This window comes from Streptosporangium sp. NPDC006013, assembly GCF_040614275.1.
In the GTDB taxonomy this organism is placed as follows: domain Bacteria; phylum Actinomycetota; class Actinomycetes; order Streptosporangiales; family Streptosporangiaceae; genus Streptosporangium.
Genome location: NZ_JBEXUE010000002.1, coordinates 64,064 through 75,608 on the forward strand (window position 1 = coordinate 64,064; position 11,545 = coordinate 75,608).

At 72.1% G+C, this 11,545-nt stretch carries 14 protein-coding genes; 2 read left to right on the plus strand and 12 right to left on the minus strand.

Going from position 1 to position 11,545, the window contains the following annotated elements:
• Positions 1-20: 20 nt before the first annotated feature.
• Together ABZ260_RS00765 and ABZ260_RS00770 are read left to right on the plus strand one after the other, a co-directional pair.
• On the plus strand, positions 21-758 hold the full coding sequence (locus ABZ260_RS00765; protein ID WP_355610985.1) for an SDR family NAD(P)-dependent oxidoreductase: 738 nt from the start codon (positions 21-23) through the stop codon (positions 756-758).
• A 474-nt stretch (positions 759-1,232) separates the two neighbouring features.
• The gene (locus ABZ260_RS00770) at positions 1,233-2,066 is read left to right on the plus strand and encodes an IclR family transcriptional regulator (RefSeq protein WP_355610988.1); all 834 of its coding nucleotides are present in this window, start codon (positions 1,233-1,235) and stop codon (positions 2,064-2,066) included.
• Positions 2,067-2,101: 35 nt separating this feature from the next.
• Here ABZ260_RS00770 and ABZ260_RS00775 read toward each other — a convergent pair whose 3' ends face one another.
• The 12 genes from ABZ260_RS00775 to ABZ260_RS00830 all read right to left on the minus strand — a co-directional run.
• The gene (locus tag ABZ260_RS00775) at positions 2,102-2,293 is read right to left on the minus strand and encodes a ferredoxin (RefSeq protein WP_355610991.1); all 192 of its coding nucleotides are present in this window, start codon (positions 2,291-2,293) and stop codon (positions 2,102-2,104) included.
• Between the two features lie 104 nt (positions 2,294-2,397).
• Complete coding sequence (locus ABZ260_RS00780; protein WP_355610994.1) at positions 2,398-3,072, minus strand: RraA family protein; 675 nt, start codon at positions 3,070-3,072, stop codon at positions 2,398-2,400.
• The gene (locus tag ABZ260_RS00785) at positions 3,069-3,728 is read right to left on the minus strand and encodes an RraA family protein (protein ID WP_355610997.1); all 660 of its coding nucleotides are present in this window, start codon (positions 3,726-3,728) and stop codon (positions 3,069-3,071) included. The genes ABZ260_RS00780 and ABZ260_RS00785 overlap by 4 nt, the downstream gene beginning before the upstream one ends.
• Positions 3,721-4,119, minus strand: coding sequence for a RidA family protein (locus tag ABZ260_RS00790; protein WP_355610999.1), 399 nt, complete (start codon positions 4,117-4,119; stop codon positions 3,721-3,723). Before ABZ260_RS00790 ends, ABZ260_RS00785 begins: the two co-directional genes overlap by 8 nt.
• Positions 4,116-4,778 (minus strand): RraA family protein, encoded by a 663-nt coding sequence (locus ABZ260_RS00795; RefSeq protein WP_355611002.1) that lies wholly within the window; start codon positions 4,776-4,778, stop codon positions 4,116-4,118. Before ABZ260_RS00795 ends, ABZ260_RS00790 begins: the two co-directional genes overlap by 4 nt.
• Positions 4,775-5,854: an amidohydrolase family protein gene (locus ABZ260_RS00800; RefSeq protein WP_355611005.1), complete on the minus strand. Its 1,080-nt coding sequence runs from the start codon at positions 5,852-5,854 to the stop codon at positions 4,775-4,777. Before ABZ260_RS00800 ends, ABZ260_RS00795 begins: the two co-directional genes overlap by 4 nt.
• The gene (locus ABZ260_RS00805) at positions 5,851-6,876 is read right to left on the minus strand and encodes a hypothetical protein (protein WP_355611008.1); all 1,026 of its coding nucleotides are present in this window, start codon (positions 6,874-6,876) and stop codon (positions 5,851-5,853) included. Before ABZ260_RS00805 ends, ABZ260_RS00800 begins: the two co-directional genes overlap by 4 nt.
• 84 nt (positions 6,877-6,960) lie before the next feature.
• Positions 6,961-7,929, minus strand: coding sequence for a PDR/VanB family oxidoreductase (locus ABZ260_RS00810; protein WP_355611011.1), 969 nt, complete (start codon positions 7,927-7,929; stop codon positions 6,961-6,963).
• Positions 7,913-9,103, minus strand: coding sequence for a Gfo/Idh/MocA family oxidoreductase (locus tag ABZ260_RS00815; RefSeq protein WP_355611014.1), 1,191 nt, complete (start codon positions 9,101-9,103; stop codon positions 7,913-7,915). Before ABZ260_RS00815 ends, ABZ260_RS00810 begins: the two co-directional genes overlap by 17 nt.
• A 10-nt stretch (positions 9,104-9,113) precedes the next feature.
• Positions 9,114-10,463 carry a Rieske 2Fe-2S domain-containing protein gene (locus tag ABZ260_RS00820; RefSeq protein ID WP_355611017.1) on the minus strand — a complete coding sequence of 450 codons (1,350 nt, stop codon included), beginning with the start codon at positions 10,461-10,463 and terminating at the stop codon, positions 9,114-9,116.
• Between the two features lie 72 nt (positions 10,464-10,535).
• A complete protein-coding gene (locus tag ABZ260_RS00825) occupies positions 10,536-11,318 on the minus strand; it encodes a citryl-CoA lyase (RefSeq protein ID WP_355611020.1) in 783 nt (260 codons plus the stop codon).
• Positions 11,315-11,545 (minus strand): acetate--CoA ligase family protein (locus tag ABZ260_RS00830; RefSeq protein WP_355611024.1); only part of this gene is annotated, 231 nt, incomplete at its 5' end. The genes ABZ260_RS00825 and ABZ260_RS00830, both read right to left, overlap by 4 nt.

Here is an 11,545-nt window from a genome sequence, read left to right on the forward strand (position 1 = left end):
TCGACAATGGAGGATTACTCGTGCCGGAATCAACGGGCACCGCGACACTGGTGACGGGTGGGGGCCGCGGAATCGGTAAGGCCATCGCTCTGGAATTCGCCTCGCGCGGTGATTCGCTCGTCATCGCCGACCTCGATCCGGACAATGCGAAGGCGGTCGCCGCGGAATGCGGTGAACGCTTCGGAGTGGCCGCCTCGGCCGTCCGCACGGACATCATGCGGCCGGATGACGTACGTTCTCTCATACAGTTCACGGTCGCCGAGTACGGGCGTATCGGAACCGTCGTGAACAGCGCCGGTGTTTTCCCGTTCGCACCCGCGCTGGACACCACGGACGAGATCTGGAACCTCGTCATCGGCGTCAATCTGACCGGCACGTTCACGGTGTGCCGGGAAGCCGCCCGGAGCATGGTGGAGACCGGTGGCGGATCCATCGTCAACATCGCCTCCGGCGCCGGTTCCATGGCCAATCCGAATCTCATCGCATATTCGGCCAGCAAGGCCGGGGTGCTCGGGATGAGCCGGGCGCTGGCCGCGGAACTGGCCCCGCTGATCCGGGTCAACGTGGTCTCGCCAGGCCCGACCCGGACCGAGGGGACCGCCCGGGCGGGTGCGCCACTGGACACCTCCAGGATTCCGATGAAGCGGACCGGGGAGGTGGAGGAGATCGCCCACGCCGTCGCATTCCTGGCATCGGATGAGGCAAGTTTCATCACCGGCCAGACACTCCACGTCAACGGCGGCAAGTTCATGCCGTAGCGGCCGTTCCGGGAATCACCGGGCCGGACGGCCCGGTGATTCCCGGAACCGGCGGGGGTCGTTCGCCCCCACTCCGCGCTCGTACCCGGTCACCTGACGAAACGGTCGCTGCCGGGAAGTCCGGAAGATCCACCGCCCTGGCGGACCATGCCCCCGTCGCACGATCCGCGCGGGGCGGTGGATACGAAGAATTCGCGGACATCCGCCTATGCGGTGTTCTCCGGCGATGATTAGGCGCCCTCATCACGGTATCCTTGTCATGCTTCACACCGGCTGGCGCGCCATTCGGTCACCCGTGGCCGACGGCGCCCGGCGGCACCGCCGATCGAACCGGCGGCGGACGCGGTTTGCGGCTTTTCTACCTTTATCACACGTCCGGCATTGATCATCTGATTGCCGCCTTCCGCCCGTTGGGTATCAGGGACGGATGTCGCGCAGCGCCTACGTGTGCGAAAACTGTGAGAGGGTTTGCCAATGGCACAGGCGGCGGAACCGGCCCTGTCCGGGGACATGGCCGCATCCGCGCGGCGCGGACGGCGGTCGCGCGGGGGGCCGGTGGAGGCCGGCGGCACCACCGTGCCCGCGGCGGCCCGGGCGATGGCGCTTTTCGAGATCTTCGCGCGGGAGAAGCGGGAGCTCACCAAGTCCGAGGTGGCCCGCCTGCTGGACATCCCGGAGAGCAGCAGCTCCGATCTACTGAACACGCTGCACGAGCTGGGCTACGTGAGCCGCACCGCGACGACGCGGCGCTTCTACCCGACCGGCCGGCTGCTGGCCACCGCGACCGCCATCTCCGAGAACGACGCGCTGTCGGCGTTCGGCGCGGAGGCGAGCGGCCTGCTCGCGCAGCGCTCCGGAGAGACGGCCTCGTGCGCGGTGCTCACCGGGGACCGGATAAAGATCGTCGCGGTCTCGCAGGGCGGCCACCGGCTGCGGTACGTGGTGGAGGTCGGCGACACGTTCACGATCAACGGCACCGCGATCGGGAAGGCGCTGCTGAGCGGGCTCGACGACCATGACCTGAGTCGGCTGCTGCGTCTCAAGCCGCTCCCCCGGCTCACCGAGAACACCAAGACCAACCCCCGGGAGCTGGAGGAGGAGGTGCGCAGGCACCGCGAGCTCGGCTGGTTCCGGTCCGTCGACGAGGGCACGGTCGGCGTCAGCTCCTTCGCCGTCTCGGGTAGCGTCGGGGACGAGGTCGTCGGTCTGGGCATCATCGGCCCCTCCGACCGGATCCAGGCCGACGAGAGCCGGCTGCTCAAGATCGTCCTGGAGGTCCGCGACACCGTCTTCGGCCGCGGCGCCTGACCCGCCCAGGCGGACGGGTCAGGGCGGGACGGTCGTCAGCCGGTGACCTGAATGGCACCGGTGGGACACTGCTCCTCGGCGTCGAGGACCAGGTCGCGCAGGGACTCGTCCGGCTCGGGCCGGAGCACCACGAGCTCGCTGTGGTTCTCGATCGCGAACACCTGGGGTGCCACGAACACACACGTGCCGGTGCAGACACACCGGTCCAGATCGACGCTGATTCTCATCTCACCCTGCCTTGTCTCACAACATCAGCCCCGCTCCGGAAAGCAGCCGGGCGGCGGTTCCACCACGGTGCCGCGGCGTCCCGGGGCCCGGGACGCCGACGGCCTCAGCGCCTCGTCTGGAGGCGGTGGTAGCCGACGTCCTCGCGAGCGGCACGCAGCGAGCGGCCGTTTTGCACCGCATCGCGGATCCGCTCCTCGGCGTTCCGGATCTCCTCGGCGACGGCGACCACCTCGTGCACCCGGGACGCCGGGATGCACAGTACGCCGTCGCCGTCGCCCAGCAGCCAGTCGCCCGGCTCGACCCGGGCGCCGCCGACGGACACCGGGCCACCGATCTCCTCGACGCGCACCCGGTCCTTGCCGGTGCGCATCCAGTTGCCGCGGGAGAAGACCGGGTAGCCGGTGGTGACCGAGCGGTCGACGTCGCGGCACACGCCGTCGATGACGGTGCCCTCTACGCCGTTGCGGATCGCCGTGTAGGTCAGCAGGTCGCCCCAGACGGTGGCGTCCAGCCGGCCCTGGTTGTCCAGCACCACGACCTGGCCGGGGCCGAGGTCGTCGATGTAGTCGCCGACCGTGCCGGGATCACGGCCCACCGGACCGTAGCGCAGCGTCCAGGCGCGGCCGGCCAGCCGGAACGAACGGTCCAGCGGCATGATGCCCAGGCAGTGCCCGGCGATGCCCAGCCGGTCCATCGCGTCGCTGACGTCGGTGCAGCTCAGCGCCTTGAGCGCGGCGGTGGTCGCGGCGTCGGCCGCGGTGGTCGTGGTGGTGCTCATCGGTTCTCCTGCAGCATCGTCTCGTAGCGGGCGCCCATCACCTGGGACACGGGCACGCCCGCCCTCACCTGTTCGGCCATCGCCCGTTCCCGCTCGGCGACCTGCTCGGCGGCGGCGAGGATCTCCCCGGCGCGCGCCGCGGGCAGGAACACCACCCCGCTGCCGTCGGCGATCACCAGGTCACCCGGTGCCACGCCGACCCCGCCGACCGTGATCGGGACGTTCCAGTCGCGTTCGACCACGCGGCCCCGCGCGGTGACCGGGACGGCGGCGCGGGCGAACAGTGGCAGTCCCAGCTCGCGGCTCTCGTCGACGTCGCGGCAGGCGCCGTCCACGATCACCCCCTCGACGCCGCGGCCGACCGCGGCCAGCGAGAGGATGCCGCCCCAGCCGGACACGTCGGTCCGCCCGTGCTCGACCACGATGACGTCACCGGGCCCGGACGCCTCGACGGCGGCGGTGCCGAGATGCCGCCCGCTCGGCGGCGTGTCGGCCGCGTCGCCCAGCTGCACCGTGGTGACCCGTCCCGCGATGCGGCGGTGCCCGGTCAGCGGGGCCAGGCCCGGCACGGCCCCGGCCACGCCCAGCCGGTCCATCGCGTCCGACACCGCGCAGGTGTCCAGCACGCCGAGCCGTGCCACCAGGTCGTCACCCATCCGTCTCTCCTTCCGTCACGTACGCCGTGGCCTCCAGCTGCACGAGCATCCCGCCCGGCAGGTCGTGCCGGATCAGGTGCCGAGCGGGCCGGGAGGCCGGGTCGGGGAACATCGCGACCCACTCCTCGTTCACCGCGGCCCGCACGTCGGCCGCGGTGAACACCGTCACGTGCACCACGTCCCCGGTGCTGCCGCCACCGGCCTCGAGCACGGCCCGCAGGTTGGCGAACGCGTGCCGGACCTGGCCGGGGACGTCCGCCGGCAGCTCGCCGGTCACCCGATCGACGCCGCGGACACCTCCGGTGGCCAGCAGCGGGCCGACCCGGGAGGCCGCCGGGATGGGGTTCGTCCCGTGCTCCAGGCCGGGGACGACGACGCTGCGCCGCCTCACGACTCCCCCTCGCCGGGCAGCCGGTAGACGTCCAGGCTGGTCTCGCCGGCGGCGAGCCTGTCGAAGATCTCCTGCTCGGCGGCCTCGCGCCGGGCCGCGGCCCGCACCGCCCCGGCGGCCTCCGCCGCGGGCAGCACCACGACGCCGTCGCCGTCGGCCACCACCAGGTCGCCGCGGTGCACGGTCACGCCGCCGATCCGGACCGGCGCGCCGACCGAGCCGCGGCCGTCCGGATCCTTGCCGGTGCCGCGGATGCACAGCGACGGCGCGAACGCCGGGAAGCCGCGCTCGGCCATCTGGTCGCCGTCCCGGACGCCGCCGGAGGTGACCAGGCCGGCGATGCCGCGGTGCAGAGCCGCGACCGCCATGACCTCGCCCCAGTGACCGTACTCCAGCGGGTCGGACCCGTCACCGAAGGCCACCACCAGCACGTCGCCGGGCTCGGCCGCGTAGATGGCGCGGTGCAGCCACAGGTTGTCCCCGGGCGGGCTGAGCACCGGCAGTGCCGGGCCGGCCACCCGCATGCCGGGGCGGACCGGGCCGATCGCCGCGGGCAGCGCGCCGATCTTCCCGGCGGCCTCGTGCAGGGTGGCCGCGGGCAGCGCGGCGGCCTCCCGGACCAGCTCGGCGGTGACCGCTCCGGTCGTCGCGGCGGTCACCGGGCCAGCCTGGAGAAGACGCGGCGGGCGTTGCCCTCGTAGATCAGGGCGCGGTCCTCGTCCGTCAGGAAGTCGATGCGGTCGATGGTGTACTTGAAGTCCTCGAAGGAGCGGCCGGTCGCCGGGTTGATCGCGCCGCCGCTGCCGGGGCGCTCGGTGCCGAACAGGCAGCGGTCGGTGCCGACGGTGCGGAAGAGCAGCTCCAGCGAGTGGGAGCTGTGCACGTCGGTGTCGAACCACAGCTGCCGCAGCGCGTCGTCGAAGCTGGTCAGGTCGGCCGGGGCGTCCGGCAGCGGCTCGCCGTTCATCCCGGCGTGCTCCAGGTCGCGGAAGTACTGCGCGATGTGCTTCTTCTTGGTCGCCAGGTCCAGCCACCAGTGCGCGCGCCAGCGGCCGATCTGGTACGGGATGGAGCCGCCGCCGTGGCTGACGATGATCTTCAGGTCGGGGTACCGGTCGAACACCTCGGAGTGCACCAGCGAGGTGACCGCCAGGCTCTCCTCGGTGGCGAAGTGCTCGTCGTAGGTCTCCCGGCCGCGGCAGCCGGCGCTGTGGATCAGCGCGGGCACGTCCAGCTCCACCAGCTTGGCCCACAGCGGATACCAGTACGGGTCGGACAGCCGCGGCGACCGGCCGCCGCCCTCGTCCGGGTCGGGGTTGAGCAGCACGCCGACGAAGCCCAGCTCGCCGATGGTGCGCTCCAACTCGTCGAAGACGATCTCGACGGGCTGCCCGGTCACCTGCGGCAGTCCGGCCATGCCGCGGTAGCGGTCCGGGTGCAGCGAGACGGTGCGGTGGATGAGGTCGTTCTGCAGCTCCACCCAGAGCCGCACGTCCTTGACGACCGGGTGCGAGTGCATCAGCACGAACGGCCGCGGTGAGATGAACTGGACGTCGGTGCCGACCTGGTCCATCAGCCGGACGCCCTTGTCGGCGGAGGCCGTGATCTCCTCGTCCCGGACGTACCGGTTCAGGTACCACTCCTTGGAGTGCTGGCCGTTGGATGCCTGCAGGACCGTGCGCACCGCGAAGACCGCGGGCGGGGTGATGAGGTGGCCGTGCGCGTCGATGATCACAGGGAACTCCCGGGTGCGGAGGGGACGGGCCGCCAGACGAGGAAGGCGAGCCCGATGCCGGTCCCGGCGGGGGTGCGCTGGACCGGGATGTACTCGGAGTCGGTCACGGTCAGGCCGTCGACCGCCCCGGCGGTCATGATCCAGTTGAGGATCTCGGAGTTGCCGGAGCGCAGGCCGGACGGCGGCAGCGCGCGCAGCGCGGCCACGTCCCCGGTCTCCAGGGCGGCCAGCAGCAGCCGGTCGAGGTCCTCGTCGACCGCGAAGTGGGTCAGCCCGCCGGAGGCGACCACGCCGACCCGCTGTCCGCCGGGCAGCGCGGCCAGGGTCCGGCCGATGACCTGCCCGATGTCGTAGCAGCGGCCGGGCCGCGGCACGTTGGGCGGGAAGTAGGTGTTGAGCATGACCGGCAGGATCGGGATCGGCCGGTCGCCGCAGAGCCGGTCGATGACGAAGCCGTAGGCGTGCCCGAAGCCGGCCCGGTGCGGGTCGGTCACCTCGCTGGCCACCGCGACGTCCACGCCCGCCTCGATCAGCCCCTCGATCAGGCCGTCGGCCAGGTCGGCGGCGACCGGATGGCGGTGCACCGCGTCCATTTTGTAGCCTTTATTGGCTTCCTGGTACCAGCCGGGCAGGTTCGGATTGACCTCGTTCTTCGGGTGCGTGACGATCTCCGGGCCGTTGTAGACGGCGATCGCCGGCATGTGCGCCCGGCTGAACAGCTCCTCCTGGTCGTCGCCGATGACGACCAGGGCGTCCAGCTCGGCCCCGGCGATGGCCGCGGCCAGCCGGTCCAGCGCCTGCTGCGCCTGCTGCGCCTGCTTCTCGAAGTTCTCCGGCACGGCCCGGCCGGCGTACCGGCCGCCGGTCTCCTCGGCCAGCTCCGCGTAGGACACCACCCGGCCGTCGGCCAGGTACAGCTCCTGCTTGCGGTGGTCGTCCTTGGCGCGTTCGGCCCACAGCGCGGGCTCGATGGCCAGCAGCGGGCTGTGCGAGGTGCCGATGCCCAGCACGATCTCAGCCACTCGTTCCTCCTTTTTCGGCCCTGTCGGCCCTGTCGGCCCTGTCGGCTCATCGGCTCGTCGGTCGCGGTCCGCCCGCGGGCCCGTTCACAGCTCCAAGACGAGCCGGGCGCTCCTGCTGCCGGAGCAGCAGATCATCATGGTCTCGCCGGCCTCCCTTTCCTGGTCGGTGAGGATCAGGTCCCGGTGGTCGGGCGTGCCGGAGATCACCCGGGTCTCGCAGGAGCCGCAGACGCCCTCGCCGCACGAGTACGGCATGTCCACCCCGGCCTCCAGCACCGCGTCAAGGATGGTGGACCCCTCGGGGATGGTCAGCGTGATCCCGGTGCGGGTCAGCTCGACCTCGAAACCGCCCTCGGTGGCCACGTCGTCCTTGCCCGCGAAGTACTCCAGGTGGCGGCGCTCCGGCGGCAGCCCCGCGGTGGCCTTCTCGAACGCCTCCAGCATCGGCACCGGCCCGCAGCAGTACAGGTGCGCGGTGTCGCCCGCCGTGGCGACCACGGCCTCGATGTCCAGGAAGGCCCCGTCGTTCTCGTCGTCGACGTGCAATCGCACCCGGTCGGGCCGGCCACCGGCCAGCCGGGTCAGCTCGTCCAGGAACGCCGCCTGGCCACGAGCGCGCACCGCCAGGTACAGCGTCCAGTCACGGCCGAGTGCGGCCAGCCGACGCACCATGCCGAGCATCGGCGTGATCCCGATGCCGCCGGCGATGAGCACGCTGTGCTCCGCGTCCTCGGCCAGCGGGAAGTTGTTGCGCGGCGCGGACACCGTGATCGTTTCGCCCGCGTGCACGTTGGCGTGGATCCACTCCGAGCCGCCGCGGCTGTTCGGGTCGCGGTTGACCGCGACCACGTAGCGGTCGGTCTCGGCCTGGTCACCGCAGAGCGAGTAGCCGCGCACCAGGCCGTTGCCCAGGTGCATGTCGATGTGGGCGCCGGCGGTGAACGGCGGCAGCGCCGCCCCATCCGGGCTGCGGAACTCGTAGGAGAGGACCGAGTCGGCCTCCCAGCGCACCGCCTGCACACGGACCGTCAGGGGCTCAGCGGACTGGGACATGGGTGGACACCTCCTGGGTGCTGAGGAAGACCTCGCGCCGCTCGCGGGTGGATTCGGCGATGGCCAGGCAGGTCCGGACGGTCTCCCGGCCGAACGCGCCGTCGTGCTGGGCGGGCCGGTCGTGCACGACCGCGTCCACCAGTTCCTGCAGGACGTCCCCCCGGCCCGGCCACCACGGCGTCTGCGGCACGGCCAGCTGCTCGACGCCGCGGTCGGTGTAGGCGGTGACGCCGTCCGCCGAGCAGCGCAGATCGGCGCCGGCACAGGTGACCACCAGCTCGCCGAAGTGCGGCTGGTGCGGCGGGGGCAGCGGGGAGCGAGCACCGTACCCGAAGTCGGCGGTGCGCGACCGCCGCTCCTGCTCGGGGGTGAGCCCGGCCAGCCGGAGCCGCGTGGCACCGTGCGCGGGTGTCTTGGGGCCCCCGCCCTCGGCGATCCAGCCGTGCAGCTCGTCGCTGTCGAAGTGGTCGTAGCCGCTGTACACCAGGCTGGCGACGGCACCGCCCTCGAACTCGATCAGCGCGGCGCACGCCCCCTCGGTGGGGCGGTCCTGGTCGAGCATGGCGGCGGTGGCGCGCACCGAGCGCACCGGCCGGTCGGCGACGGTGCGGGCGATGTCGACCTGGTGCGGGATCTGGTTGTACAGGATGCCACCGCCGCGGGCGCTGTCCAGCTCCTCGGGACGGCGCGGCCGGTACAGGAAGTCGGTGTAGTTCCAGAGCGCGATCATGCCGAGCGGGCCGTACCCGCCGGAGCCGACCAGGTCCCGGATGAGCGCCACCGCCGGGTCGAACCCGTGGGTGTGCCCGACGACCAGGACCACGCCGGCCGCCCCGGCCGCCCCGATCATGGCGTCGCAGTCGGCGACCGTCAGCGCCATCGGCTTCTCGACGACGACGTGCTTGCCGGCCCGGGCCGCGGCGACGGTGTGCTCGCGGTGCAACTGGTGCGGCGTGGCCACGTACACCGCGTCCACGTCGGGCTGGGCCAGCAGCCCCTCGATGCCGGGATGGGCCGGCAGCCCCTCCGCGTCGGCGAACCGCTCCCTCAGCGCGGGGTCGGGGTCGGCCGCCCCCGCCAGCCGGATGCCCGGGTGGGTGCGGGCGGCCGACGCCATCACACCTCCGGCGAGGCCGAGCCCGACCAGGCCGAGACCGAGCGTGCGTGCGCTCATCCGCCGGCCCCTACTCGACCGGGACCGGCCGGCACACGCCGGTCGCCCGGGTCTCCTCGCCATAGGCCGCCATGAACTCGTCGAAGCTCGCGATGGGGGTGAGCTTGCTGATCGCGCGGACGCCGAACGCGTCCGGGTCGGCGACGACGGCCGGTTCCACGCCCTTCTTCAGCGCGTCGGTGAGGTTGATCAGGATCCGCCGGGCGGCGACCACCGCCCGGTCGGAGCTGACCAGGTGCTCGGCGGACCGGTCGATGATGCCGGGGTCGGCGCCGCCGATGCTGCGCGAGTTCTCGGCGAGCGCCCGGTCCTGGTCGTGCACGCCCCAGATGCCGGTGAAGTTGACGGTGCGCTGCATCTCCCGGTCCAGCAGGTAGTCGTTCTCCTTGCTGGCGAGCGGGAGCCAGGTGTCGATCGCGTACCCGTCGGGCAGCGCGTACCGGCCGCGTTCCATCCGCGGCGGGAACAGTGCGCCGCTGTTGTAGTAGGTGTCCAGTTCCTCCTGGCCGATGGGCTGGTCGACCCGGTAGCCGAAGGTGAAGACGGTGGTGTGGTTGTCGTCGACCGGCACCCAGGCCCGGCCGCCACCCGCGACGAAGTCGCCCGGCGCCCGCGGGATGAGGCTGAACATCGGGAGGATGAACTGGGTGACCCGCCACAGGTACTGACCCTCGTGCTCGCGGCGGGCGCCGTAGACCAGGCCGTACTCGGTCTGCCGCAGCTCGATGTGCGGGGCGGCGTCGCTGGACATCTGCGCGCCGGTCGATTTCTGCTTGGTGGTGTTCTTGTCGAAGTCGCGGTGCAGCCAGCTGATGTGCGAGCTGTCGATCTCGCCCTCCATGCCCTGCGACCAGTTGGTGCGCTGCAGCCAGCGGGCGGCGAACGCGTGCTCGGCCGGGACGTTGGCGTACTCCAGTGCGGGGAACGGCGGCTGCACCTCCTTCGGCCCCATGTAGATCCAGACGACCCCGGCGCTCTCATGCACCGAATAGGCGGTGATGCCCACGTTCCTGCGGATGTCCGGGGCGCCGGGCGGCACGTTGGGCGTCTCCATGCACCGGCCGCCGGTGTCGAACTTCCAGCCGTGGTAGACGCAGCGCAGTCCGCCCTCCTCGTTGCGCCCGAAGAACAGCGGCGCCAGCCGGTGCGAGCAGTACGCGGCGACGATGCCGACCTGGCCGGCGGAGTCCCGGAACGCGACCAGGTCCTCACCGAGGATGCGCAGCCGCACCGGGGGACAGTCCGGCTCGGCGACTTCGGAGGTCAGCACCGCGGGCAGCCAGAACCGGCGGAACAACTCACCCATCGGCGTGCCCCGCCCCACCCGGGACAGGGTCTCGTTCATGTCAGTGCGCAACATGGCGGCACTCCTCGGCGGCTCGGCGGCCCGGGTTCTCCGCCCGGTCCGCGTTCCTCGTCAGCTCCGGACTCCTCATCGGGGGTCCCCGGGCAGCTTGTTCCGCTCGTCCTGGCGCAGCACCAGGTCCCACAGCTCCTGGCCGATCGGGGCCTGCTCGTCCTCGATGAGGTGGCCGAGCAGGCCGGCGCACCGGCCGACCAGGGCCAGGCCCCGAGCCAGGTGCAACGGCAGGTCCATGCTGAGCACCATGGCGCCGACCGCCCCGGCGGTGTTGGCGGGCAGCCGCCGCGAGTACACCGTGGAACTGGCCTCGTCCAGGGCCAGCAGTAGCCGCCAGTACCGACCGAAGTAGCCGTTACGCTCGGACACCGCGCGCAGCACCGGGATCCGCGGGTCGCCGTCGACGTGGATGTTGTGGCCGAGCCCGTACAGCGGCGCCCGGGCGGCCCGGCGCGCGGCGGCGAACTCGCGGGCGGTCTTGGCGACCTCCTCGTCCGAGCTGTCCTCGGTGAGGTCCCGGCCGGCCTCGCGGAGCATGACCGCCGCGTCCTGCATGGCGCCGAGGAACACGCTGCCGGCCCCGAGCAGGCCCGCCGCCACCGCCGCCTGCGGCGCCTCGGGGGCACCGAGGTAGGTGAGCCGGGCGGCCAGCGCGCTCGGGGTGAGCCCGTGGTCGGTGACGGTCACCATGATGGCGTTGAGCATGTCCTTCTCGTTGCCCTCGCACCGGCGCCCGATGGTGACGAGCAGGATCATGTCGACGAAGTCGATCTGCCCGATCAGCTCGTTCGCCAGGTCGTGGCCGCGGACGGTGATGCGGTCCGGGGTGGTCTGGCCGATTTCGGTCTTGATCACTGGGTTGCCTCCACGGACCCGGTGGTGACCAGCACCGCGTCCAGGGCGACGACGCCCTGTCCCGCGGGCAGCACCCGCACCGGGTTGAGTTCGAGTTCGTCCACGGCCGCGGCATTGGCCTCGACGAAGCGGGACACGTTGACCAGCAGGTCGACCAGGGCGTCCACGTCGCCGGGCTCGCCGCCGCGCACGCCGTGCAGCAGGGCGGCGCAGCGCGGCTCGTCGAC